Annotated in this window: 21 protein-coding genes; 11 read left to right on the top strand and 10 right to left on the bottom strand. The window is 54.4% G+C overall.

The annotated features are described in order from the left end of the window. Window positions 1-2 precede the first annotated feature (2 nt). From ACYVHB_RS02445 to ACYVHB_RS02435, 3 genes are all read right to left on the bottom strand, one after another. Entirely contained in the window at window positions 3-1490 is a 1488-nt protein-coding gene (locus ACYVHB_RS02445; protein ID WP_461049282.1) for a TolC family protein, read from the bottom strand. Then, window positions 1487-2845 (bottom strand): HlyD family secretion protein, encoded by a 1359-nt coding sequence (locus ACYVHB_RS02440; protein ID WP_461049281.1) that lies wholly within the window; start codon window positions 2843-2845, stop codon window positions 1487-1489. Before ACYVHB_RS02440 ends, ACYVHB_RS02445 begins: the two co-directional genes overlap by 4 nt. A 75-nt stretch (window positions 2846-2920) precedes the next feature. After that, window positions 2921-3916 (bottom strand): ATP-binding cassette domain-containing protein, encoded by a 996-nt coding sequence (locus ACYVHB_RS02435; RefSeq protein WP_461049279.1) that lies wholly within the window; start codon window positions 3914-3916, stop codon window positions 2921-2923. A gap of 120 nt (window positions 3917-4036) precedes the next feature. Between ACYVHB_RS02435 and ACYVHB_RS02430 the strand changes: the two genes are divergently transcribed. Beyond that, entirely contained in the window at window positions 4037-4744 is a 708-nt protein-coding gene (locus ACYVHB_RS02430) for a TetR/AcrR family transcriptional regulator (RefSeq protein WP_461049277.1), read from the top strand. Here ACYVHB_RS02430 and ACYVHB_RS02425 read toward each other — a convergent pair. Beyond that, window positions 4715-5077, bottom strand: coding sequence for a DUF1801 domain-containing protein (locus ACYVHB_RS02425; RefSeq protein ID WP_461049275.1), 363 nt, complete (start codon window positions 5075-5077; stop codon window positions 4715-4717). The genes ACYVHB_RS02430 and ACYVHB_RS02425 overlap by 30 nt on opposite strands. Before the next feature lie 72 nt (window positions 5078-5149). Between ACYVHB_RS02425 and ACYVHB_RS02420 the strand changes: the two genes are divergently transcribed. The 8 genes from ACYVHB_RS02420 to ACYVHB_RS02385 all read left to right on the top strand — a co-directional run bounded on the left by ACYVHB_RS02420 (window position 5150) and on the right by ACYVHB_RS02385 (window position 16909). Then, on the top strand, window positions 5150-6301 hold the full coding sequence (locus ACYVHB_RS02420) for an efflux RND transporter periplasmic adaptor subunit (RefSeq protein WP_461049273.1): 1152 nt from the start codon (window positions 5150-5152) through the stop codon (window positions 6299-6301). A gap of 84 nt (window positions 6302-6385) precedes the next feature. Beyond that, a complete protein-coding gene (locus ACYVHB_RS02415) occupies window positions 6386-9538 on the top strand; it encodes an efflux RND transporter permease subunit (protein ID WP_461049271.1) in 3153 nt (1050 codons plus the stop codon). Window positions 9539-9805: 267 nt separating this feature from the next. After that, window positions 9806-10135, top strand: a complete 330-nt coding sequence (locus ACYVHB_RS02410; protein ID WP_461049269.1) for a hypothetical protein — start codon at window positions 9806-9808, stop codon at window positions 10133-10135. A gap of 280 nt (window positions 10136-10415) precedes the next feature. Then, a complete protein-coding gene (locus tag ACYVHB_RS02405; RefSeq protein WP_461049267.1) occupies window positions 10416-12539 on the top strand; it encodes a sensor histidine kinase in 2124 nt (707 codons plus the stop codon). Window positions 12540-12613: 74 nt separating this feature from the next. Continuing rightward, entirely contained in the window at window positions 12614-13717 is a 1104-nt protein-coding gene (locus ACYVHB_RS02400; RefSeq protein WP_461049265.1) for a hybrid sensor histidine kinase/response regulator, read from the top strand. Window positions 13718-13730: 13 nt separating this feature from the next. Further along, window positions 13731-14489, top strand: a complete 759-nt coding sequence (locus ACYVHB_RS02395) for a response regulator (RefSeq protein WP_461049262.1) — start codon at window positions 13731-13733, stop codon at window positions 14487-14489. Window positions 14490-14625: 136 nt separating this feature from the next. Further along, the gene (locus tag ACYVHB_RS02390; protein WP_461049260.1) at window positions 14626-15570 is read left to right on the top strand and encodes an RraA family protein; all 945 of its coding nucleotides are present in this window, start codon (window positions 14626-14628) and stop codon (window positions 15568-15570) included. 25 nt (window positions 15571-15595) lie between these two features. Continuing rightward, entirely contained in the window at window positions 15596-16909 is a 1314-nt protein-coding gene (locus tag ACYVHB_RS02385) for a mandelate racemase/muconate lactonizing enzyme family protein (protein ID WP_461049258.1), read from the top strand. Between the two features lie 31 nt (window positions 16910-16940). Here ACYVHB_RS02385 and ACYVHB_RS02380 read toward each other — a convergent pair whose 3' ends face one another. Further along, entirely contained in the window at window positions 16941-18041 is a 1101-nt protein-coding gene (locus ACYVHB_RS02380; RefSeq protein ID WP_461049256.1) for a DmpA family aminopeptidase, read from the bottom strand. A 113-nt stretch (window positions 18042-18154) separates the two neighbouring features. Here ACYVHB_RS02380 and ACYVHB_RS02375 point away from each other — a divergent pair, with 113 nt between their 5' ends. Beyond that, window positions 18155-18412 (top strand): DUF6364 family protein, encoded by a 258-nt coding sequence (locus ACYVHB_RS02375; protein WP_461049254.1) that lies wholly within the window; start codon window positions 18155-18157, stop codon window positions 18410-18412. Continuing rightward, entirely contained in the window at window positions 18409-18843 is a 435-nt protein-coding gene (locus ACYVHB_RS02370) for a type II toxin-antitoxin system VapC family toxin (RefSeq protein WP_461049253.1), read from the top strand. Before ACYVHB_RS02375 ends, ACYVHB_RS02370 begins: the two co-directional genes overlap by 4 nt. A 51-nt stretch (window positions 18844-18894) precedes the next feature. Here ACYVHB_RS02370 and mnmE read toward each other — a convergent pair whose 3' ends face one another. The 5 genes from mnmE to ACYVHB_RS02345 all read right to left on the bottom strand — a co-directional run bounded on the left by mnmE (window position 18895) and on the right by ACYVHB_RS02345 (window position 24338). Beyond that, window positions 18895-20271: a tRNA uridine-5-carboxymethylaminomethyl(34) synthesis GTPase MnmE gene (gene mnmE, locus ACYVHB_RS02365; RefSeq protein WP_461049251.1), complete on the bottom strand. Its 1377-nt coding sequence runs from the start codon at window positions 20269-20271 to the stop codon at window positions 18895-18897. Window positions 20272-20316: 45 nt separating this feature from the next. Continuing rightward, window positions 20317-21354: an oxygenase MpaB family protein gene (locus ACYVHB_RS02360; RefSeq protein WP_461049249.1), complete on the bottom strand. Its 1038-nt coding sequence runs from the start codon at window positions 21352-21354 to the stop codon at window positions 20317-20319. Window positions 21355-21405: 51 nt separating this feature from the next. Continuing rightward, the gene (locus ACYVHB_RS02355) at window positions 21406-22167 is read right to left on the bottom strand and encodes an MBL fold metallo-hydrolase (RefSeq protein ID WP_461049247.1); all 762 of its coding nucleotides are present in this window, start codon (window positions 22165-22167) and stop codon (window positions 21406-21408) included. Window positions 22168-22271: 104 nt separating this feature from the next. Continuing rightward, window positions 22272-22652: a response regulator gene (locus tag ACYVHB_RS02350; RefSeq protein ID WP_461049245.1), complete on the bottom strand. Its 381-nt coding sequence runs from the start codon at window positions 22650-22652 to the stop codon at window positions 22272-22274. Window positions 22653-22811: 159 nt separating this feature from the next. Then, window positions 22812-24338, bottom strand: a complete 1527-nt coding sequence (locus tag ACYVHB_RS02345; protein WP_461049244.1) for a P-loop NTPase family protein — start codon at window positions 24336-24338, stop codon at window positions 22812-22814. Window positions 24339-24458: the final 120 nt, after the last annotated feature.

Below are 24458 nucleotides of genomic sequence, written 5' to 3'. Positions count from 1 at the left end.
ATTTACTGCGTTGTCCCGGCCACGAAATAGAGTTCGGCCATGGCTTTCTGGTATTTTGTTTTCAACTCCTCCCCTTTCACCCGTAAGTCGATCAGCTTGGTTTCGCGTGCGTTGATGAGGAACAGCGAACTCTCGCCCAACTCAAATTTTTGCTGTTCAGCCCGAAGCAATAGCTGCTGATTCTCGATTGTCTGCTGTTGAACCGCCACTTGCCGCTCCAGTGCCCGAAGCTGATTGTAAGCCGACTGCACGGTGTTGGCAATGTCGCGGCCCGTTTGCTGCCGTTCCAGCACCACCCGCTGACTTTTGACCTGCACTTCCCGCAGCTTCCCGCGCTCTTTTCGCAGGAACAACGGAAACACCATATCCACGCTGATCTTGTGGTTTTGCGGCCGGAAGGCGTAGTAACTGCTCCAGTCATACTGAACGTCGGGGTTGGGCGTCTCGCTGAGCAGGCTGGCGTTGAGCATGATCTGGGGTTGAATCATAGCCCGCCGGAAGCGTTCTTCGAGCGTCAACTGCGCTGTTTTAGTGGCCAATTTCAACAGTTCGGGGTGCTGACGAGCGGCCTGATCGAGCAGCGTTTGAAACAGAGACTCATCGGGGAGGGTCAGTGAAGGTTGCTGCGGCTGAGCCGTGGCGGGTAGTTCCACCGGCTGGTTAGCGTCATTCCATAAGAACGTGCTGACGAGCAGCCGGGCGTTTTGCTCGGTCACCTCGGCCTGCTGCCGTTGCACGAGCCGGTCCTGCATCGTAATGAGCGCTTCGGTGGTGTCGATACCGGCGGCATCGCCAAGCAGCGCCCGTTCGCGCACGGCCCGAAACCGCCGGTCGGCCAGCTCGTAGCCTTCCGTCAGGAGCCGCCGTTGCTGGTGGGCAAAAAACCACTCCCAGTACGTTTTGGCGGCCTCAAACAAGGTTTTGTTTATGAGTTTGAGTCGGTCGGCTCCGGCTAAATCCCCCGCCAACCGCGCCTGCCGGACGGCGTTGCGCCGGGCGTCGATGAGCAACCCCTGCCCGATGGGCACGCTCAGGCCCACGCCCGTCAGCCCCGACGGTGGGGTGCGTTCTTCGGGATTGATATACCGGCCCTGGTTGCTGTTGCGGTCATACGACACGCTCAAATCGACGCCACCGGGCCAGAGGGGAACCATCAGTTTGCTCTGCCAATGGTCGAAATACAGGTCGCGACCAAACTCTTTGCGGTCATAATACGAGGCTAATTTCGGGTCGAACGCGCCCCGCGCCTGCACCAGCACCTGCCGGGCTTCCTCACCAAATAACCCCGCCTGCTTCACAATAGGGTGATTTTGACGAATCAACTCAAAAAACAATGACGCCGAAAACACAGCGGTATCGGGTGAAGTAACCGTGTCGGTTGAAGTGGTTGTGATCTGTGTCGGCGTGGTCTGTGAGGATCGGATCGCCGACTGCACAGACCATAGCGGACTAAAAACCGATAGAAAAATACCAACAATTACGCTCCTCATTTTTTCACTCCTTTTTCGTCCTTCGGCTCCTGCTGCAGGCTCGGTGGGAAGCCGTTCACCTGCCGCCAGAGTTCATACCAGATTGGTACATCGTCGAGCATTACCCAGCCGTAAGCCCGCGATCCCACCCGAAGCTGCGTTGGCCAAGGCTGGTCTCCTTTGGTGGGTTTGGGCGTTATCAGCAGCCGATACGAGCCGTTGGTGCTGCTCACGGCGTCGATCACGGCTACTTCGCCCCCAAACGTACCAACGGCCACTAATGGCCAGCCCGAAAACTGCACGGCCGGCCAGCCATCAAACTCGATCCGAACGGTACGGCCGCGCTGAATCAGCGGCACGTCCATCGCCCGAACGGCTAAGTCAACCGCCACCTGCGGGTTCTCAGGTTGCAGCGTGACGATGGATTCTCCTTCTTTGATGGTTTCGCCGATACCCGCTTTCAGCGACCGCACCACGTAGCCCGACTGCGGAGCACGCACCACGTATAGTCCCTGTCGCACGGTTACACTGCTGATTTTATTGCGCAGCTTGGCAATTTCACCCTCGGCGTCGGCGCGGTACGACGCGGCCGAGCTACGGTCGGAGCGTGCTTTGGCCGCTTTGTCCAGATAGTCGGCCTGAATCGCGCCGAGGTCGAGCCGGGCGTTGAGAAGTTCCTGCCGGGATCCGTTCAGTTTAGCTTCCTGAGCCACCACCTTCGCTACGTCCTCCTGTAACTTGAGTCGACGGGTTTCGAGGTCGGTCAGCGAGAATAGCCCGTTCCGGTAGCCCTTCTCGAAGCGGTCGAGCCGGTCGACGGCAATTTTATAGTTCCGCTGCACGGCCACCAGATCGGCGCTGTCGCTGCGCACCTTAAATTCACCCTGCCGCACCTTGTTGCGGGCCGATTGCAGCTTGATTCGCAGTCCCGTTTCAAGCGCCGACAATTGCCCATTTAGGGCGGCTATCTTAGCGTCGGTGGCCGTCAGGCTCCCCCGCTTGGCGATAAGCTGTTCGTCCAGCCGCTGTTGTAAGTTCGGGTCGAAATACTCGTCTTTAATGTCGGAAATGACCAGCAGCGTATCGCCTTTTTTAACCAGTTGCCCCTCGCGCACGTTCCAACGCTCAATGCGGCCCGGAATGGCATTCTGAACCGTCTGGGGACGATCCTGCGGGGTCAGGGCGGTTACAACGCCCTCACCGGTGATGTTCTGCTGCCACGGCAAAAACAGAATACCAACCGAAAGCAAGAGTAAAAGCAGTACCCACCGACCCAGTCTCTGCCCGTTGTTGGGCTGTTTCAGGGTCCGTAACGTTCGGAGTGGGTAATGTTCAAACAGCGCTTCGTCGACCCGCTGATTCGATAAGTTGAGCATGAATGATGAATGATGAATGATGAATGATGAATGATGAATGATGAATGATGAATGATTTGCCTTGTAGCGCATTCATCATTCATCATTCATCATTAATTTCATATCCGTAACGGTGCCAATTTTTTCAACGGCGGTGAGCAGATCGAATACCGTGTCGACGCCCGACATCAGTTTATCGACCGAACTGGTAATGAGAACGATCACTAACTCGGCCGCCACAAACTGCCCCAGCGTCATGTCGCGGCCCACCACCAGCACCGTTCCGATGACGAGCAATCCACCGGTCACCACCATTTTGAAGGCAACACCGTAGTACATAATCTGCTTCAGAACGCCGAAGTGCTGTTGCCGGTGTTTCAGATACCCCGCCACCAAGCCGTCCATGTGGTCGATGGTCTCAATTTGATCCCCGCGATGCCGAAAACTGGGTAAATCACGGGCAATATCCTCTAACCAGGCCACCACCCGGTATTTGTCTTTCGACTCACTCAGGCTGGTGCGCAGGCCAGCCGGGCCACTGATGAGCACCACGGCCACAACGGTCAGCAGGGTAACTAAACCGAAAGCCAGAAAAACCGGGTGGTAGAACGACAGCAGGATGATACCGAACAAAATCTGCACCGTAGCCGCCGTCAGGTCGATCAGTAGTTTGGGCAACCCTTTCTGGAGCGTCAGCACGTCGAAAAAGCGGTTCATCAGTTCGGGCGGGTAATAACTCCCGAAAGCGTCGGGTTGAATGCGGGGCACCCGATACGCAAACTCGAAGGCCGCTTTGGCAAAAATACGTTGCTGAAGCACCTCCACCAGCGTTGTTTGCCCGATGAGCAGCAGACCCGTGATGAGCACCCCGACAATGACCAATCCAATCAGCACGTACACCGAGCTGAATACTAACCCACTCGATACTAAATTAAATACGGCCTGAATACCCAGCGGCAGCGACAAACTGATCAGACCCGTCACTATCGCGTACAGGTAAATGTAGCCAATGTCTTTTTTCTCGTTCCCCAGCAAGCGCATGAGCCGCCGTAACGGCGATGGAGGGGGCACATCAACAGCAACCGAAGCCATAGTTTGTCTACTATTATATTTGATAGTTTTACTATCTTATTTGCAAATATAACTTCTAACACTGAAAGTATGTTTACTTTGCAGCGACATTTTGGGATTAACGGTAGGCAGGTGAGACAAATGGACTATTCAGTACACGTCCGCATGAATGAGCGGCTTTTTCTACGCGACCCCGAAGGGTCCGATTTGGGGCGACGGATTGTCCGGCAGGGCATCGTGCTGTTCGATGAAATTGGTTTTGAGGATGCTACGTTCAAAAAACTTGCCGAACGGATGGGTACTAAAGAAGCCAGCATCTACCGGTATTTTGAGAATAAGCACCGGCTGCTGGTGTATCTGATTGCGTGGTACTGGCAATGGCTGGATTTTCAGTTGCTTTTCCAAACGAACAACCTCACCGATCCGCACGATAAACTGGAGCGTTTACTGCACCTGTTGCTGCTCAACGACCCCGACCAGTCGCTGACCGACGGAATTGACCTGCGGGCGCTGCACCGCGTTGTGGTTCGGGAAGCCAGCAAAGCGTACCTCACCCGGCACGTTACGGAAGACAATCGCCAGCAGTTGTTTAAACCCTACAAGGACCTGTGCGCCCGTATCGCCGACATTATTCTCGAACTCCGGCCCGACTACCCCTACGCCCGGTCGCGGGCGAGTTCGCTGATTGAGACGGCGCATTACCAGACGTTTTTCATGCAGAACCTACCCTCGCTCACCGACTTTGGACTGGAACCGGGTTATCAGCACGCCAGCGACCGCAAGCTCCTCAATTTCATGCGGCACCTGCTCTATTCGTCGTTAGATGGACCGGTTGTCGTTGAGGAGTAACGCTTCCTGCAGGTACGTTCGTACAACGTCCTCCTCCGGGTTGCCCACGTTGCGGATTATAAGCGACTTTATCTTTTTTCGGCCCCGGCTTTCCAGCAGACCCGCTTCATCAGGCAGACCGCTGCCCTGCACAAACGCCAGATCAACCTCCATCGGTTCAGAACGCACCACGTTCAGGTAGCACAGGTGCGTTGCGTGGCAGGTATAAAAAGGAACCTTCCAACTTATTCTCTCCCGTATGTCCGAATCCGATGTCAGGATCAGTTGCCGAAGCCAGCGCAAAATTCGCTGGTGATCGGACATTTGCTGGTTGATATAATCGTCAACGGTCATAGCTTTACTGGTTGTAACAAATAACGTCGTTCAGACGTTAAAATCAAGTTCTCCCCTGCAAAATATTAGCCTGTGAAAAGATGGATTGCTATCGGCCTCGTCGTTATGGTACTCGGCGGGATAATTGTGTATAATAAGGTATTACACCCCGCGCCCGGAGCCGGTGGACCCGGTGCGCCCGGTGGCGGAGGAAACGCGGGGGGTGGGGGTGCCAACGCCGGAAAAGGTGGACTTGGCCGGGCGGGTGGCCCGGCACCGGCCGTTGACGGTTTTGTGGTTATATCGAAAAATCTGAAAGAAGACATCGTCTCCAGTGGATCACTGCTGGCGGCTGAGCAGGTCGATATTTATCCTGAAATCTCGGCCCGCATCACCCAGCTTAACATTCAGGAAGGTCGACCGGTTGCCAAAGGGGCCTTGCTGGTTAAGCTCTTTGACGCCGATTTGCGGGCGCAACTTCAGAAACTTCAGGCCCAGGCCGACAACGCCCGGCGCACCGAAGACCGGAACAAGCAGCTTCTGGACCGGGGCGGCATCAGCCAGCAGGAATACGACATTGTGACCACGAATCTGCGGTCGTCGCTGGCCGACATTGAACTGGTCCGGGCAAATTTGCAGCGAACCGAAATCCGGGCACCTTTTTCGGGAATTATTGGTCTGCGCAACGTCAGTTCAGGAGCGGTCGTGTCGCCTAATACGCTGATTGCCCGGCTACAGCAGATCACGTCGCTTAAACTCGACTTCTCGATTCCCGAAAAGTACGGTCAGTCCGTGCGAAATGGCAGCCTGATTTCGTTTTTAGTCGATGGTGCTACTAAACCCAGCCAAGGCGTTGTGTATGCCATTGAGCCGGGGGTGGAAGAGCAAACCCGCAATTTGCGCATCCGGGCGCGGGTCAGCAATACGACGCTGCAGTACCGGCCCGGCACGTTCGCACGGGTAACGCTCACGATCCAGAACGAAAAGAGTTTGGTCGTTCCCACGCAGGCCGTCATTCCTCAGACCCGCACAAATCAGGTGGTGCTGATTAAAAACGGCAAAGCGTTATTTAAAGACGTTCAAACCGGGCTTCGCACGGCCGGCACCATCCAGATTCTGTCGGGTGTGCAAGTAGGCGATACGGTAGCCACAACGGGCCTGCTGTTTCTCAAGCCCGATTCGCCGGTCAAGATTGGCCGGGTCGTAACGCTGCCAGCCAGTGGCGTGAAAGTAGCTTCAAATTGAGTCAATGAGTCAGTGGGTCGATCAGTCAGCTACTAATGAACTGATCGACTCACTGACTGAACAACTATACAACTCAACACACAAATGTCTCTTCCCGAATTAAGCCTCAACCGACCCGTTTTTGCGATGGTGATGTCCATCGTGATTGTGCTATTCGGTGTTATTGGTTTCACGTTCCTTGGCGTTCGTGAGTACCCGGCCATTGACCCGCCAGTGATTTCGGTGCGGACCAACTACACCGGTGCCAATCCCGACATTATTGAGTCGCAGATTACCGAACCCATCGAAAAGTCGCTCAACAGCATCGAAGGCATCCGGACAATCTCCTCGAACAGTTCGCTCGGGGCCAGCACCATTACGGTGGAGTTTAACCTCGATGCTAACTTAGAGCAGGCTGCCAACGACGTGCGCGACAAGGTAGCGCAGGCCCAGCGGCAACTTCCGCAGGACATCGACTCGCCCCCGGTCGTGACCAAAGCCGATGCTAATTCGGAGCCGATTATTTTCATGAACGTGCAAAGCACGACCCGCAATCCGACGCAGTTGTCGGATTACGCCGAAAACGTGCTTCAGGAGCGATTGCAGACGATTCCGGGCGTGAGTCAGGTTCAGATTTACGGCTTGAAACGCCAGGCCATGCGGCTCTGGATTGACCCCATCAAACTGACGGCCTACCGCCTGACGGCCCAGGATATTCAGGCGGCCCTGACGGCGCAGAACGTCGAACTGCCGGGCGGTAAAGTCTACGGCAACAACACCGAACTGACGGTGAAAGCGGTGGGACGGCTCACGACGGAAGAAGATTTCAACAACCTGATTCTCCAGCAGACGGCCAACCAGATTATCCGATTTAAAGATGTGGGTTATGCCACCATCGGAGCCGAAAACGAGGAAACCATCTCGAAGCAAAACGGCGTGGTGGGTGTATCAATGGCCCTGATCCCGCAACCGGGTGCTAACTATGTGAGCATTGCCGATGAGTTTTATAAGCGGTTCGGCCAGATCACAAAAGACTTACCCGCCGACATCATCGTGTACATTGGCGTTGACCGCACAACCTTTATACGGCGGGCCATCGAAGAGGTCGGCGAAACGCTGATTATCTCGTTTATACTGGTGGTGCTGGTCATTTACTTCTTCTTCCGCGACTGGTTAGTTGCGTTCCGGCCCCTGATCGACATTCCGGTATCGCTCATCGGCGCGTTTTTCATCATGTACGTGGCCGATTTCAGCATCAATGTACTCACGCTGCTGGGCATTGTGCTCGCTACGGGCTTGGTGGTCGATGACGGCATTGTGGTGACGGAAAACATCTTTAAGAAAATTGAGCAGGGCATGGACACGAAGCAGGCGGCTAAGGAAGGCTCCAACGAGATTTTCTTCGCCGTCGTCTCCACCTCCATCACGCTGGCAATTGTGTTTCTGCCCATTATTTTCCTCGAAGGCTTTGTGGGTCGGCTGTTCCGCGAATTTGGCATTGTGGTGGCCGGAGCCGTCCTGATTTCGGCCTTTGTATCGCTCACGCTGACCCCGGTGCTGAGCGTAAAAATGACCAGTACCAATCACGGTCGGTCGTGGTTCTACCGAAAAACGGAACCCTTCTTCAACTGGCTCGACCAATCCTACCGGTCATCGTTGACGGGTTTCATGCGTCGCCGGTGGTTGGCATTAAGCATGGTGGGGGCCTGTCTGCTGCTGATTGTTGGGGTCGGCTCACTGCTTAAATCGGAATTGGCTCCCCTCGAAGATCGCGGCCGGAGCCGCATCTCAATCACCTCACCCGAAGGCACCAGCTACGAATCGCAGGCGGCTGTTACCGACCGGGTTATGCAGTTTGTGATGGATTCTATTCCCGAAAATAAGCTGGCCTTCAGCGTGGTAGCGCCTGGATTTACAGGTTCAGGCTCGGTAAACTCGTCGTTTGTGATGGTTAATATGGTGGATGCTTCTGAGCGGAAACGTTCGCAGCAGGAAATCGTGGATTACCTCACCAAAAATCTCCGCCGTTTCAACGAAGCCCGCATGTTTCCCAACCAGGACCAGACTATTCAGGTGGGCCGGGGTGGTGGACAGCCGGTTCAGTTCGTGGTTCAGAACCTGAATTTTGAGAAGCTGCGGGAGCGACTACCCGTTTTCTTGGATGAAGTGCAGAAAGACCCGACCTTCGTCAACCCCGACACCGACCTGAAATTCAACAAGCCCGAACTGAACATCAGCATCGACCGCGAAAAAGCCACTAACCTCGGCATTTCGGTGCAGGATGTGGCCCAGACGCTCCAGTTAGCCCTGAGCAACCGGCGATTAGCTTACTTCCTGATGAACGGCAAACAGTATCAGGTGATTGGGCAGGTGGACCGGCGCGACCGCGATGAACCCGTCGACTTAGCCGCTTTCTACGTCCGTTCAAGTCAGGGTCAACTGATCCAGTTGGATAACTTGGTGAAGTTTCAGGAAGTGAGCAGCCCCCCGCAGGTGTACCACTACAACCGCTTCAAATCGGCCACGGTATCGGCCAGTCTCGCCCCCGGCAAAACTGTTGGCGACGGTGTAGCGGCCATGCAGGCCATTGCCGCCCGCACCTTCGACGAGACGTTTCAGACGGCGCTTTCCGGTCCCTCCCGCGACTACGCCGAGAGTTCGTCGAATACGCTGTTTGCGTTTGGCTTAGCACTGATTTTGATTTATTTAGTGCTGGCCGCGCAGTTCGACTCGTTCATTGATCCGTTCATCATCATGATTACCGTACCACTGGCCCTGGCCGGGGCGGTATTCTCGCTCTGGATGTTCAACCAGACGCTGAACATTTTCAGCCAGATCGGCATCATCATGCTCGTGGGATTGGTGACAAAAAACGGGATCCTGATTGTCGAATTTGCCAACGAACAGCGGCTGACGGGCAAGAACAAGTTTGAAGCCGCTGCCGAATCAGCCGCGCTGCGTTTGCGCCCTATTTTAATGACAACCCTCGTGGCCGCGTTTGGTGCGCTGCCGCTTGCTCTCGCGCTGGGGTCAGCTTCCAAGAGCCGCGTACCGCTCGGTATCGTTATTGTGGGCGGGCTGCTCTTCTCGCTCATCCTGACGCTTTACGTCGTACCCGTTATTTACACGTACCTGAGCCGCCGGAAAGACGTTGAACCAGGTGAGCCGACCAGTTCCGAAAAACGCCCATTACCCCAGCCGGAAGGTCGCCCGACTGGCGATACGACCAAGCCCCAGGAGATGGCGGTGCAGGTGTAAAGCAGGCAGAACAGTGCTGATAAGGAATCGGGATTGAGTTGGAAATATTTCCGGCTCAATCCCGATTTGTGTTTTGTGAGCAATGGCAACTACCACGGTCAGCGTCATAAACAACGGCTACTGTGGTAGTTGCGACGTAGTCAATACCAGAAATCTGCTTTATCGTCGCACTGGTCTATAATCTCTATAGCATAGCAAAAATATAATAGAACAATCATCCTGAACACTTCCTTTCACCTACGTAACAATCCTTAAAACAACCCAGGTATGACTTCTCAAAATCAAGGCGCGTCGGCGTTGATCGACCAAACCGTACAGGCGCTGAATGGCAGCCCTTCGAATGTATCGCCCACGGATGGCACATCGGTTATTGACAGCTGGATCAGTACGCTCGGCTCTGACAGCCCCGTATCGAGCAGCCTGAGCCAACTCAAGCAGGCGCTGCAAAGCAGTTCGCCCGATGGGGATGAGATCTCGTCGATCCTCATGAGCCTGTCGGAGCAGACGGAGTCGGCAGCATCGTCGGCCGATGGCAGTACGCAGTCATCATTACAAGAATTGGCCCAGTCGCTGAAAAGCTTCAGCCAGCAATTGTAAGCCCGATCAGGGCTAATCTGTTCCGTTTTGCCCGCTGCCTAAGCAGCCTTTTCAGGTGTAATAACTATTAAAAATCCCTGGTAAGCTGGCCTTACCGGGGATTTTTTACGCTGTTTGACCAGCACGAATTGTTCATGTTTGTTAACTAATAACAGATTATAATTTACATAACGATGTAAATAGTTTTGCATTCACTACGCTTGTTTCGTTCTAAATTAATTATTTTTAATTTTTCATACAGTTTAGCTTTAATGTTTACTGAGTCAATTAACCGGTCACTATGCCCCCTTCGTCGCACGCCATAGAAGTCAATCGCCTGGAAGCGCTGGATAGTTACGGCATTCTTGACACGCTCCCCGAAGCAGATTACGATACCATTACTCAGATTGCTGCCTACATCTGCCAGACGCCCATATCCTTGATGACGTTGCTGGACGAGCAGCGCCAGTGGTTTAAATCGGCTCATGGGCTGCTCATCCGTCAAACGCCCCGTGAGATAGCCTTTTGTGATTACGCCATTCAAACCCCCGGACAGTTGATGGAAATCAGCGACGCCCAGGCAGATGAGCGCTTTGCGGCTAACCCACTCGTTACGGGAGACCCACACATCGTTTTCTACGCGGGCGTTCCCTTAGTCGATGGCGACGGGCACACGCTGGGCACCTTGTGCGTAATCGATCATCGGGTTCGCCACCTCTCGGCTGAACAGGCAACGGTGCTTAAAGCCTTAGCCCGGCAGATCGTTGTTCAACTTCAGTTACGCCGGAGCCAGGTTCAACTGATCAAAGCAGGGCAAACGCTGCAACGGCTCAATGGCGAACTACACGAACGCAATCGGGTGCTGAAAGCGGTGGTTGACACCTGTCCGGTCGGGATTGTACTCTGGCAGGCCGTTCGGGAAGAAACGACCATCATCGACTTTGAGTATGTGTTCACGAATCCGGTCAAGTCTGTCCTCGCCGGGTTGCCGGGTGAGCCGATGCCGGGAGACTCGCTGAAAAAGTTGTTTCCCGAGGTGGTCAGCAGTGGCTTGTTCGACCGCTTAGTGGACGTAATTAACACCGGCCAGCCCCAGCATTATGAGCAGCCACGTGGTCAGTTGGATCACCCCATTGGGTGGGGCAAGGTGACGCTTTCTCCCTGTGGCGATGGGGTCCTGTTCACGGCTCAGGATATTACGCATCTGAAGGAGACAGAAAACCAGTTACGCATCCACTCCGATACGCTAAATCAACTGGTTGCTGAACGAACCGCCGAAATTTATCAGATATCCGCCCTACAACACGCCATTGTGCACCATGCCGGTATGGCAATTGCGTCCATCGATAGTGCTGGGCTGATTCAAACCATGAATCCAGCGGCTGAGCGGTTAACGGGTTACTCGGCCAGTGAATTGATAGGCACCAGCCCTACGTTGCTGCTCGACTTTCCTGAACCGGAAAACCAGACGCAGGAACTCGCTGACCACGCGGACCAGTTGGTGCGGGATGATTTTAGTTTGTTCAAGCTGCTGGCCGACAGCCAGCCCCACGAATCCATTGTGCGGAATAAAGACGGCCGTCGGATACCAATTCTGTTGATAAGAACTCCCCTGCACGACCAGGCAGGCAACATAATGGGTTATGTAAGCATGGCCATCGACGTAACCACCCAGAAAGAAAGCGAACTGATTCTGGAACAGTCGCTGCAGCGGGAGCAGGACCTGAATAAACGGAAGCTGCAGTTTATCACCACCGCATCGCACGAGTTTCGCACACCATTAACAACGATTCAGTCGAGCGTGGAACTGGTCAGGCTGTACCTGGAACGGCCGTTGGCTGACTCAACACCCGCCGTTCAGCGGCAATTAGACATTATCCAGAAGCAGATTGTCGATTTCAGCGACCTGCTGTCCGATGTGCTGTCGATTGGCAGGATCGAGGCCGGACGCGTTAGCTACAGCCCACAATGGGTTGATATGGTGGCCCTGATTACGGAGGTAGTCGGCACACATTACGCCAACCGGCACGACGGGCGAAGCGTGGAAGTTGCGGTTACGGGACGGCCCCGGCTGGCTTATTTAGACGCCCAGCTAATCACGCACGTACTGATAAATCTACTGTCTAATGCGTTCAAGTTTTCTACCCACAACCCCAGTCTGCGCATCACCTTCGACGCCCGTCAAGTAGTGCTGCACGTCAGCGACAATGGCATTGGCATACCCGCTAATGAGACCGCTCAGTTGTTCGACACGTTCTTTCGGGCCAGTAATGCCGCCAACGTGCCGGGAACGGGGCTGGGCCTGGTCATTGCCCGCCAGTTTGCCGCGCTCCACGGTGGTTCGCTCACGATTGGGAGCGAAGAACACGTTGGAACAACCTGTACCCTGACGCTGCCTGATCCACCGAGCGCGGTCCTGCGCTGATTGGAGACAATCTCCTGCCGAACCCGGAAACGAGCGCATTTGATTCCTTCTCTTTCAACTCCACCAACGTTCCAATGGCTACTCCACTTCTATTGATCGAGGACGATTTACAAATCCGGGAAAACATGGCCGAGCTGTTGACCCTGAAAGGCTACTCCGTCGAAACGGCATCGGACGGTCGGGAAGGTATTGCGCAGGCGATGCTCCACCGGCCCGACCTGATCCTGTGCGATGTAATGATGCCGCACGTTGACGGCTACCAAGTGCTGGAGGCCATTCGCACGAACCGCTCATTGGCCACGGTCCCCTTTATTTTTTTAACGGCCAAAGCCGACCGAACGGACTTACGCCGGGGAATGAATTTAGGAGCCGACGACTACCTGACCAAACCATTCACGAGCAGCGATTTATTAGCTGCCATTGAAAGTCGGCTTGGGCAGGAACAACGGCGGGCCGTGGCCATTCAGGCGCAGGTAGAAAAACACTGGAACCAGTTGACTAAAGTGTCTACTCACGAATACAACACGCCCCTGACCGGTATTATGGGCTTTGCGCATTTGTTGATGGACTACGACGAGAGTTTCGACAAAGCGCAGGTGCAGTCGATGCTGGGCATGATTATTACCAGTTGCTGGCGGCTAAAACGCACCCTCGACAACACCCAGCTAACCCACGAACTCCTGCGTACCCCTCCGGCCACAGCGCCCTCCATAGCAACGGGCAGTTCCTTTTTATCGGCGGAGGTGGTCAACACGATTTTGGTAGATACCGCCAGCCGGTATGAACGGGTCATCGACGACCGGACTGATGTTGTGGAAGCGCACCTGTACATCGGAGAAGAACACCTGCACAAAGTGCTGGAGGAGTTAATTGATAACGCGCTTAAATTTTCACCGGTCACCAGCAGCATCCAAATCAAGGGCCGCCAAACCGCCGGTACCTACCAACTGACCATTACCAATCAGGGACGGGGCATGACGGCGGAAAACGTGGCCAACATAGCGCCCTACACCCAGTTCGACCGGAGCATTCACGAGCAGCAGGGCATTGGGGTGGGCTTGTTCATTGCCCGGAGTCTTATTGAATCAGCCAATGGGCGTTTGTCGATCAGCAGTCAGGTAAACGGACCAACAACGGTAACGGTTGACCTGCTGGCCGTGGCTCAGTGCTCTCGTTAAAAAGCCACGAACCATGCCCACCAAACTATTACTAATCGAAGATCAGGCAACCCTGCGGGAAAACATAGCCGAACTCATCAGCCTGCATGGTTACCAGATTACCACGGCTGGCGATGGTCGGCAAGGCATTACTCAGGCCCTGCTCGACCCACCAGACCTGATCATCTGCGATGTGATGATGCCCCAGTTGAACGGGTATGAAGTGCTGGAAATTGTCCGGGCTACTCCCGTTCTGGTCCGAACGCCGTTTATATTTCTAACGGCCAAAGCCGACCGGACCGACTTGCGGGTAGGCATGAATCTGGGGGCCGACGATTACCTGACCAAACCGTTTTTAATCACCGATCTATTGGCAGCCATCGAAGGTCGGCTCCTGCATAAACACCAGTGGCTGAACTCAGAAAAGCCATTAACCTCTTACCTGACCAGTATCCAGGGCTATAACGACCGGGGCAGTATGATGCTCAGCACCGATGCGTGTTTTTACTTTTTCACCCAAAACCGGAGCTACCACGTACTGCACCCGTTAGGAACCTTTAGAATCAATAAAAACATAGAGAAATTAGTTACGCAACTGAACCCGCTCCAATTTTTTCGAGTCAACCGAAACGCGATCATCCATCGAAGCACGGTTCACTGCTATGCCTACTGGCAGGATGGAAAGTACTGCCTGACTCTATTGGCTGGTAGGCAAAGCAGCGAGGTTATTTTACCCAGAGCGCGGTATCGGTCTTTTCTAACCTGGCTACAATCGGGTGCCGGGAAACCGTAGTTACATTCACAGGCCGGGCAAACTACCGGATCCTAATCATTCATCGTATTTGTAATGGCTGAAAAGGGTAGAAAAAGACCTTATGGGTGCTTATTCAGGCACAGACTAAGCCCTCAAATCCATCCTGAAAATCCTTATGAAGCTGGCATTCATTACCACGGCTATGCTGGGTCTGCTTGGGCAGGCCACGGTGTCATTGGCACAGCAGATCTCCCGGCAGGAACTCCTTTTTATGACACCCGAATGGAAGGGCGAACGTTTTCCCGATGGTCGCCCGAAAGTGCCGGATGCCATTCTCAAACGCATGAAACTCGTGACCCAGGAAGAAGCCTGGTCGGTGCTGAAAGGCGAAAACTACAAGTATCAGTTTACGGGCGACTGGCAAACCATCAACCCCGACAGTGTGCTCGTTGGCCGGGCGCTGACCGCGACATTCATGCCGGGTCGGCCCGATGTTCACCGGGTTACCGACGAGAAAGGCCACAACCAGGACGGGCGGGTGAAATCGCAGAATGCCTGGCCCATTGATATGCTGGTCAAAGGTGACGTGTACGTAGTCGATCAGTTTGGGATGCACGAAGACGGCCCCACCATTGGCGATAACTTAGGCAACTCGATTTATGCCAAAACGGGCAATGGCATCGTCTACGAAGGAGCCGTTCGGGACGTGGCCGGTCTGAAAGAAATTGGTGGTTTCACCTCGTTTTACCGCAGCTATCACCCATCGCACCACAACCCCGAAGGCAATCTGAACACGACGCTGGTAGGAATCAACCGCCCGACCCGCATTGGCAAGGTGATGGTGATGCCGGGCGACGTGGTGCTGGGTCGTGATGGGGGTGTTATTTTCATTCCTCCCCACTTGGCCGAAAAAGTCGTGAAAACGTCCGAGATCGTCCGGCTGCGCGATATGTTCGGCCACCTGCGGCTGAGGGAGCAAAAATACACGCCCGGTCAAATCGACTCCCGCTGGTCAGACGCCATCGAAAAAGACTTCTCGCAGTGGCTCAACGCCCACGTCAGTGAGTTGCCCGTTCCTAAAGAACAGATTCAGGAATTTCTCAAAACCCGAACCTGGTAAATCAGCAGCCTAACCCCCTACCGCCATGAACGTTGCATCCTCCCGCCCTGACCTCGGTCGGCGTTCCTTCCTGACCAAGAGCGCCATTGCCAGTGCGCTGGCCGCAGCTTCACTATCTGGCCCGGCCGCGCTCGGGTTTGGCCAGGGGCTGGAAACGGCCGTTGATCGTGCTCCGCTGTCATCCAGCCCGTCGGACCTGAAAATTACCGACATCAAATGCGGCTACACCCGCAACGGGCACAGCTTATTCGTCAAAGTGCATACCAACCAGGGAATCTGGGGGTGTGGCGAAGCAGTCGATGCATCGGTTGGCACGTATCATCTGGTAAAACTGATGGGCGAACGCATCCGGGGAAAAAGCCCACTCAACGTTAACCGGCTGTTTGAAGACGTCCGGCGATCAGGTTTTTTCGAGGGTGCTCAGGCCGGTATTTATATTTCGGTCCTGTCGGCCATTGAAACAGCCCTCTGGGATTTGGTGGGTAAGACGCTCGGTATGCCGGTGTACCAGTTATTAGGCGGAAAATTCCGGGATCGGGTGCGGGTGTATTGCGACACGGGTGCGTACCGCGAAAAAGATACCAGCCCGGAATCGTTCGGTAAAAGCGCCAAACGGGCGGTCGACATGGGCTTCACGGCCGTGAAATACGACATCGACGAACGCAACGACCCGAACAAATACGATGCCTACAACTGGACCGCCAGCCAGGGCGAACTGGAGCGGATGTACAACCAGATAGCCAGCGTGCGCAAGGCCGTTGGCCCGAAGATCGACATCTGCGTCGACATGCACGGTCGGTACGACGTGACCACTGGCCGACGGGTGGCCAAGATGATGGAACCGCTGAACCTGCTGTTTCTGGAGGAGCCGATCCCCGCCGAAAATCCGGAGGCTTACCAGCAGATTCGGGAGGCATCCAACACGCCGATCTGCGCCGGAGAGAACCATTACATGGCGCACGGATTTCGGAAACTACTCGAAATTGGCGCCGTGGACATTATCATGCCCGATCTCCAGAAAGCCGGGGGATTGGGCGAAGGCCAGCGCATTGCCAACCTCTCCAATCTATACTACGTACCGTTTGCGCCCCACATGGTAGCCTCGTACCTGGGCGCGATGGCGTCGAGTCACGTGTGCGCGTCGGTGCCCAACTTCCTGATTCTGGAGTGGCAGATTTACTTCCACGAGGAACCGATGTTCAAGGAAGTCGTCACCTTCGACGGACCGATGGTGAAGGACGGGTTTATTCCGCTGTCGGAGAAACCAGGCATCGGCGTAGAGATCAACGAAGAAGGAATGCGTAAATACGCGCCCAAAGACGTACCGTTTTTTGTGTAGCAGTGCCTAACTCCTTTCCGTGACTTTCCGCCTACGGCCGCAGTTGTCCGGCTTTTTTCAGGTAGTCGATCACTTTCTGTTTAGGCAATTCATCAACCCGGTGCCCCTGATCGCCGGTCATCGTCGTGGCCGCAAAAAGGGAGTTAATGATGGCCTCCTCCGTCGCTTCAATTGCCGCCATGAACAGGGGCGACACATTATCATTGCGAAGCAACTTTATCTGCTCGAAGGAGTTAGCCGTTTCGTGCGGAATCTGATAGGCAGTTGACACGGCAATTACATAGTCCCCACTCCCATTCGAGGCAATGCCACCCGTTTTGGCCAAACCCATAAACGCCCGTTTGGCCAATCGTTTCAGGTTACGGGCATCCAGCGGGGCATCCGTCAGCACAACCATCATGCACGAACCGTCGAGTTGTTCTTTGAACGCGTACTTGCCTAATTCCACCCCAACGGGCATCCCCGCGATCTGCAATACGCCACCAAAATTCGTTTGCACCAACACCCCAACGGTGTAGCCACCCAACGAAGCGGGCAGTTTCCGCGACGAAGTGCCGATTCCCCCTTTGTAGCCAAAGCAGACCGTACCCGTTCCGGCCCCCACGTTTCCTTCCGCAACCGGCCCGGCTTTAGCGTCCCGAAGCGCGTCCAGCACATGCTGTTTGGTGAGATGTCGCCCACGAATGTCGTTGAGAAAGCCGTCGTTGGTTTCGCCCACGATGGGGTTCACCGACCGGACCTGCTCGTTGCCCGGCTGGCTCAGGGTATAGTCGATGACGGCATCGGCTGCGGTTGGAACGCCAAGCGTATTGGTCAAAATAATGGGCGTTTCGAGCATACCGAGTTCCTCCACCTGACTGTAGCCGGTTAACTTGCCAAAGCCATTACCGATATACATGGCCGCCGGGCTTTTTTGTTGAAATAGATTGCCAGCATGGGGCAGAATCGCGGTGACGCCCGTGCGCACGTTTTGACCCTGCTGGAGCGTCACCTGCCCCACCTGCACCCCGGCCACGTCGGTGATGGCGTTGAGCGGACCCGTCGGCACCACCCCAAACGGAATTCCATACGCACGCGGGCGTTTATTGGATTGAGCCATTGAATCGGGCATGGTAAGGAGCACGAAAGCCATTAGCAAGGGATAAACACGGAAGCAAAATACCATTGGATTGGGCAGTGATGAGATTAGGAAACTATTAAGCAAGAGTACGTATATTTACGAAAGAATAAAAAAATTATACGTATATGAGCAAAGTGAAACTAACGCTCACTGTCGAAGAAAGAGTTGTGATGGACGCCAAACGGCTGGCCCGCAAGAAACAGCAATCGCTATCGGCAATGATTGAGCAATTACTAACCACTGCAAACGTTGATTCCGCTGGAAACGAAGCAGAAACAGTGCCCAATGCTCTGGCCCTGCGGGGAATTGCCAAAGGTTCACTGAGTCGCAAAACCGATAAGCAGATTCGGGATATGATGCACAAAGACCGATACGGGCTATGACCATTTTTCTGGATACAAACGTGGTTCTGGACTGGCTTTTAGATCGCGAGGATACATTTGCTCAGGAAGCAACAGACCTGTTTTTGGCAGCCGAACAAAGTCGAATTACCATTTACGTCTCAGCAGGGTCCCTTTACACCATTGCCTATGTATTGCATCGGGCCGGAAAGCGTGGAGAGGCACTTCGGAACGCGTTGAGCAGCTTTCTGGCGTTGGTAGCAGTGCCCACTGCTAATAGAGACACGTTTGTCAAAGCTAATCAACTAACTGACATCAGCGATTTGGAAGATGCCTTTCAGTACCAGACCGCGTTGAGTAATCCAGCAATTCAATACCTGGTTACGGGGAACACCAAGGATTTCCGATTAACGGATCAATCGCGACTACCCGTGATAACACCAACCGAAATGGTAAAGCTGTTATCTGCGTAATTGGTGCATCTCACTTAAATTACCGTATGCTTCATCTGGCCCCTGTCATAGTTACTTCCCAATGCAGAACTTACTGAAAATCGAATCCAGCAGATCGTCGGTTGTGATTTCGCCGGTTAGCTCACCGAGGTGTTGCAGGGCCACCCGCAGGTCCATCGCCAACCAATCGGGGGTGACGCCGGAGTCTAATCCGGCAAGGGCGCGGGCGAGGGCATCGTCGGTGCCGGTGAGGTGTTCGTAGTGGCGGGCGTTGGTCACGACGGCACTGCCCGTCTGCACGGCGGTATCAGTTCGGACGCGGGCCGACAGCGCGGCTTTCAATTTGTCTAAGTGCGTTTGCTTTGCCGCCGAAATCCAGACGATCTTTTCGTCCGCAACAAATTCCATTTGTTGCCGTTTGGCGTCGTCAATCGCGTCTAATTTATTGCCAACCAACAGATACGGCTTGCCCGATTCGCGCACTTCAGCCACCGCGTTCCGTAATTCATCAGGCGAAATATTTAGCCCGTCGAACAGGTACACGACCAGCGCGGCATCCCGCATTTTCTGCTGCGTCCGCTCAATACCAATCGCTTCGATGGAGTCGGTGGCTTCCCGCAGTCCGGCCGTGTCGATCAGTCGAAAGCGAATACCGTCAATGAACAGTTCGTCTTCGATTACGTCGCGCGTCGTACCGGGAATGTCGGATACGATGGCTTTTTCTTCGTTGAGCAGGGCATTCAGCAGCGTCGATTTACCAGCGTTGGGCTTGCCGACGATAACGGTTGGCACTCCATTCTTGATGACATTCCCCGCCGAGAACGACTCGATCAGCGGATGCAGCACCCGCCGGATGTCTCCCATCAGTTGCCGCAGTTGATCGCGATGGGCAAACTCCACGTCTTCCTCGCCGAAATCCAATTCCAGTTCCACCAGCGCCACAAAGTCAATCAGTTGCTGGCGGAGCACTTTCAGTTGCTTGGAGAAGCCCCCGCGCAGTTGGGTGAGCGCGGCCCGGTGGCTGGCGTCGGAGTCGGACGCGATCAGGTCGGCCACGGCTTCGGCCTGCACCAGATCGAACTGCCCGTTCAGGAATGCCCGCTGCGTAAACTCGCCCGGCCGCGCCAGCCGGACGCCTTCCTGCGTCAGACGACGCAGAATCTGCTGGATAATGAACTCCGAACCGTGGCACGAAACCTCGACGGTATCTTCTTTGGTAAATGACTTTGGCGACCGAAACACCGTTACCAGTACTTCGTCAATAATGCCGTCCTGCTTATTCCGCAACGTACCAAAATGGGCCGTGTGGCTGTCCTGCTTCGTCAGGTCTTTTCCCCGAAACATGCGGTTGGTCAAGTTAATGGCTCCTTCACCCGACACCCGGATAACAGCAATGGCGCCAATACCCGGCGCGGTGGCAAGGGCAGCAATTGGATCTAACTGATACAAATTGAGTTTGTGGTTTGTAGTTTGTAGTTCGCTACTAACACGAAATCACAAACCAGGAATGGTATTCGGAAAAATGGGTAGACGGCTCACGATACCGGCAAGCCGTTTTTCAACGGGTACGGCTGGAATACCGAGCGTGTCGGCGGGAACGTCGCCCAGGAAGAAACGCATCTGAGCCGCTGCGAGGTTCCGCACTGTTTCTGGCCGGTCAGTTGCCGCCCCGCCCACCTCGGCAATAGCGTTGAGCAGCGACCGGGTCAGGCCAATACCCGCTTCCGACGAGCGAAACTGCCGCCGAACAATGGCTCGGTCGAGGTGATAGGCTTCGCGCAGGTTGGTTGGCAGCAGTTCCTCCACGATACCATTCAAATAGCCAATCACGTTGCTGTGATGCAGGTAATCTTCCTCCTCCTGTTCGGTAGCCGTAACGCCCGCTTTACGCAGGCCGCGCAGGACGATGTAGGAAAACGCCAGATTCGTCCCGGCCATGTCCTCCTGATTAACGGGCATTCCCCAGTTCATGTTCCACCGCCCCGACTGTAATCCGAACCACCGTGCCCCCGCATGAATCAGCCGGATTTTGAGGGTGCGGGCGATGGCTTTCGCGGTCCCCTCACCGGGTCGTCGGACCGCCCACTCCTTTGGATTATTGACGCCAAACACCCACTCGCCCGTTTCCTGCAACCGGCGGGCCGTGTCATTCTTGATCCGTTCGGTGAGCCACAGTAGTTGAACGCCGTCGGCACCCATGTAGGTGTAGGGCAGTGAATAGGTGCCCAGTGCCAAACCAATCAGCCCGGCGTGTTTCTTAAAAAATCCCATGCCCCGCTTCATCCAGTCCGGGTCGGCCCAGTTAGGTAGTTTGGCGTAGTCAGCAAAGAAAGTTTGAACAGGCTCGGGCTGTTTGTCGATGGTGAAATCGCTCGTATCGGCCAGCCACTGCATCAACGCGCTGATGCCCTCGCGCCCGGCAGTTTTGGCAATCGTTGCAATGACCGCGTCAGCAGACGAGTCGCCCTGCTGACGGTAGCGGGTCAGAAGTTCATCAGAGAATGTTCGGGAAGGCTTGATTAATGTCGGCATCAGCGTTATGTTCTATGCCGGTAACGTTGGGTGGAAGGGATTGGTTTGGCCCTACAATTTGATCTGCAATCCATCGTAGCCCAGCCGGATGTTGGCTGGCAGTTCGTTTTCCACCTCGCGGTGCAGGCCAAGTTTGTGGCTGATGTGGGTGAAATACGTTTGGTCGGCCCCGATGCGCTGCGCTAACGCGACGGCCTGATCGAGCGTGAAGTGCGAAATATGAGCCGTTCGCTGAAGGGCGTCGAGGATCAAAATTCTAGTGCCGTAGACCTTTTCCAACTCCGCGTCGGCGATGTAGTTTAGGTCGGTGAGGTAGGTGAAATCGCCGATGCGGAAGCCAAAAACGGGTAGTTTATGGTGCATCACTTCGATGGGCGTGAACCGGACGCCCAACACGTCAAACGGCTCATTGACGATTTCGGTGGTCCGCACGTGCGGAACGCCGGGGTACTTGTGTTCGGCGAAAATATAGGAAAACTCGCGTCGTAGCTGCGCCAGCACGGTCGAACGGGCATAAACCGGCATATCCTGCCCCGACCGGAAGTTATAAGCACGAACTTCGTCTAACCCTGCCGTGTGGTCTTTGTGTTCGTGAGTGAACAGAACCGCATCGAGTTGCTTGAGCCGCAGCCGCAACACCTGCTGCCGGAAATCGGGACCGGTATCGACTATAAAGCTCCTGCCGTTGATGGCAATATGGATTGATGACCGGAGCCTTTTGTCGCGGAAATCGACAGACTGGCAAACGGCGCACTCACACCCAACCAGCGGCACCCCCGACGATGTTCCCGTTCCCAGTAGTGTGATGAGCATAAAGAGCGAAAGAGTGAATAAGCGAAAGGGTGAATGAGTGATGCGTCAGCCGGAATGCCGGACCACCGCTCTTTCACTCATTCACCCTTTCGCTTATTCACTCTTTATTTATCCGTAAGTTGATTGACCACCTCTACCAACCGGTCGAAATTGAGGGGTTTTACCAACACGTCGTTGAAACCAGCCGTTTTAAATTCTTCTTCGGTGTAGTTTTTGGCGTTTCCCGTGATTGCCACGATGGGAACGGAGGCTTTTTCTTTTTCCGGCATGGCCCGGACGCGCCGAACGCACTCCATGCCATCCATAACGGGCATGTTAATATCTAACAGGAGGATACTGAAATCTTCTTTCTCCAAGATTTGAATAACCTGTTCGCCATTCTTGACAGCGGTGATATCGTAGTTTTGAAATTCAAGGATTTTGCGGGCCAGATTCTGAATAACGGAACTATCTTCGGCAATCAGGACGCGTTTGGAAGCAGACATAAGGCGTTGGGGATCGTATTTGTTTGACGTGGTGAAATTATAGAGTTAAATCGGCAAACACAAAAAAGAGACAGTCAGTAAGTTGATGAGTCGGTCAGTCAGTGCGTTAACAAGTTAGGCACTCACTGATTGACCGACTCATCAACTTATTGACTGTTTTTAATACCGATCATCGTCGTCCTCTTCCTCGCCGAAGCTGCTGTTCGGGTCGAACATGGAGCCGAGCAGGTCCTTGAACGACTGACCCGTATCCATTGCTTTTTTGCCCACGAGTGAATGTTCAGCCAGACCATGCAGGGCAAATTCCATCATGAACAACTTCTCGGCTTTGGCTAATTTTGGATGATATTGGTCCACCATGTCGTCGAGGCCGTCAATTGTTTTCAGACGGGCTTCGTAGTCCCGGTTGGTCAGATCGTTCAGAATATCCATCGTGTTGCCGTCGCCGAACCAGTCCGTTATTTTCTTATACGGATTACCGCGCTTGTCTTTCTTGGCTTTCTCCGGGTTCGGAAAATATTGCAAAAACTGGTTTCTTATGGCCTTGCCAATCAGGTTTTGCGCCACAATTACCGGCCCTTCCACTTCGCCTTCGTAGACTAACTCAACTTTGCCGCAAATGGCCGGGATAACGCCATACAGGTCAGCAATGCGGACGTAGGTGTCCTTCTCGCCGTTGAGCAGTGTCCGCCGTTCGGCCGAGGACAGCAGATTTTCGTAAGCCGAGATGGTCATCCGGGCCGACACGCCACTCTTGGCATCTACGTATTCACTCTCACGGGCTTCGAGGGCCACCTGCTCAATCAGGTCGGCGGTGAGGTCGTTGGTTTTCACCATGCCCTTCTGCTCGTTTTTGACAACGGCTTCCTGCATCGTAATTTTCTTACCGATTTCGATGGATTTCGGGTAGTGAGTCACAATCTGCGAGTCGATCCGGTCTTTCAACGGCGTCACAATGCTGCCCCGGTTGGTATAATCCTCCGGGTTAGCCGTAAATACGAACTGAATATCGAGCGGCAGGCGTAGTTTGAAACCTCGGATCTGAATGTCGCCTTCCTGCAAAATGTTGAACAGCGACACCTGAATGCGGGCCTGCAAGTCGGGCAGTTCGTTAATAACGAAGATGCAGCGGTGCGAACGCGGAATCAGCCCGAAGTGGATTGTCCGCTCGTCGGAATACGGCAGTTTCAGCGTAGCCGCTTTAATAGGGTCCACGTCGCCGATGAGGTCAGCCACTGACACGTCGGGCGTGGCGAGCTTTTCGGTGTAGCGGTCGTTGCGGTGCAGCCACGAAATAGGCGTTGCATCGCCCTTCTCGGCAATCAGGTCGAGGGCGAAGCGGGACAGCGGTTCCAGCGGATCGTCGTTCAGCTCAGACCCGGCCACCACCGGAATGTACTCGTCCAGGAGGTTGACCATCAGGCGGGCGATCCGGGTTTTGGCCTGCCCGCGCAGCCCCAGCAGGTTGATGTGGTGCATGGACAGTATCGCCCGTTCCACGTCGGGAATTACGGTATCCTCGTAGCCCCAGATGCCGGGGAATACTACTTCTTTTTCCTTAATTCGTTCGATGAGATTTTCCCGCAGTTCCTGCTTAATTGGGCGGGGTATGTATCCGGCGGCTTTGAGTTCGCCAAGGGTGGTAATTTTGACTAAATTCGATGATTTCAGGCTGCGGTAGTTCATTGAGATTTAATGAATAATGGCTAATGAATAGTGAATAATGAATGCGCCTGCGTTGAAGGCCATTTTTCATTGTCCATTCTTCATTGTACATTTCTACTAACAGGCTTTGGAAAGAAATGG

The sequence above is a fragment of the Spirosoma arcticum genome (assembly GCF_054779955.1).
Note: the sequence above shows the minus strand (reverse complement) of the source record. Positions and strands in the feature narration are given on the sequence as shown.

What these genes read in the sequence shown, in the direction of transcription:
- ACYVHB_RS02360 (WP_461049249.1), bottom strand. Translation starts at nt 21,354, where the DNA reads ATGCCGACATTAATCAAGCCTTCCCGAACATTCTCTGATGAACTTCTG.
- ACYVHB_RS02425 (WP_461049275.1), bottom strand. Translation starts at nt 5,077, where the DNA reads ATGACCGTTGACGATTATATCAACCAGCAAATGTCCGATCACCAGCGA.
- ACYVHB_RS02440 (WP_461049281.1), bottom strand. Translation starts at nt 2,845, where the DNA reads ATGCTCAACTTATCGAATCAGCGGGTCGACGAAGCGCTGTTTGAACAT.
- ACYVHB_RS02355 (WP_461049247.1), bottom strand. Translation starts at nt 22,167, where the DNA reads ATGCTCATCACACTACTGGGAACGGGAACATCGTCGGGGGTGCCGCTG.
- ACYVHB_RS02375 (WP_461049254.1), top strand. Translation starts at nt 18,155, where the DNA reads ATGAGCAAAGTGAAACTAACGCTCACTGTCGAAGAAAGAGTTGTGATG.
- ACYVHB_RS02435 (WP_461049279.1), bottom strand. Translation starts at nt 3,916, where the DNA reads ATGGCTTCGGTTGCTGTTGATGTGCCCCCTCCATCGCCGTTACGGCGG.
- ACYVHB_RS02345 (WP_461049244.1), bottom strand. Translation starts at nt 24,338, where the DNA reads ATGAACTACCGCAGCCTGAAATCATCGAATTTAGTCAAAATTACCACC.
- ACYVHB_RS02380 (WP_461049256.1), bottom strand. Translation starts at nt 18,041, where the DNA reads ATGGCTTTCGTGCTCCTTACCATGCCCGATTCAATGGCTCAATCCAAT.
- ACYVHB_RS02410 (WP_461049269.1), top strand. Translation starts at nt 9,806, where the DNA reads ATGACTTCTCAAAATCAAGGCGCGTCGGCGTTGATCGACCAAACCGTA.
- ACYVHB_RS02385 (WP_461049258.1), top strand. Translation starts at nt 15,596, where the DNA reads ATGAACGTTGCATCCTCCCGCCCTGACCTCGGTCGGCGTTCCTTCCTG.
- ACYVHB_RS02415 (WP_461049271.1), top strand. Translation starts at nt 6,386, where the DNA reads ATGTCTCTTCCCGAATTAAGCCTCAACCGACCCGTTTTTGCGATGGTG.
- ACYVHB_RS02430 (WP_461049277.1), top strand. Translation starts at nt 4,037, where the DNA reads ATGGACTATTCAGTACACGTCCGCATGAATGAGCGGCTTTTTCTACGC.
- ACYVHB_RS02390 (WP_461049260.1), top strand. Translation starts at nt 14,626, where the DNA reads ATGAAGCTGGCATTCATTACCACGGCTATGCTGGGTCTGCTTGGGCAG.
- ACYVHB_RS02445 (WP_461049282.1), bottom strand. Translation starts at nt 1,490, where the DNA reads ATGAGGAGCGTAATTGTTGGTATTTTTCTATCGGTTTTTAGTCCGCTA.
- ACYVHB_RS02400 (WP_461049265.1), top strand. Translation starts at nt 12,614, where the DNA reads ATGGCTACTCCACTTCTATTGATCGAGGACGATTTACAAATCCGGGAA.
- ACYVHB_RS02405 (WP_461049267.1), top strand. Translation starts at nt 10,416, where the DNA reads ATGCCCCCTTCGTCGCACGCCATAGAAGTCAATCGCCTGGAAGCGCTG.
- ACYVHB_RS02350 (WP_461049245.1), bottom strand. Translation starts at nt 22,652, where the DNA reads ATGTCTGCTTCCAAACGCGTCCTGATTGCCGAAGATAGTTCCGTTATT.
- ACYVHB_RS02395 (WP_461049262.1), top strand. Translation starts at nt 13,731, where the DNA reads ATGCCCACCAAACTATTACTAATCGAAGATCAGGCAACCCTGCGGGAA.
- ACYVHB_RS02370 (WP_461049253.1), top strand. Translation starts at nt 18,409, where the DNA reads ATGACCATTTTTCTGGATACAAACGTGGTTCTGGACTGGCTTTTAGAT.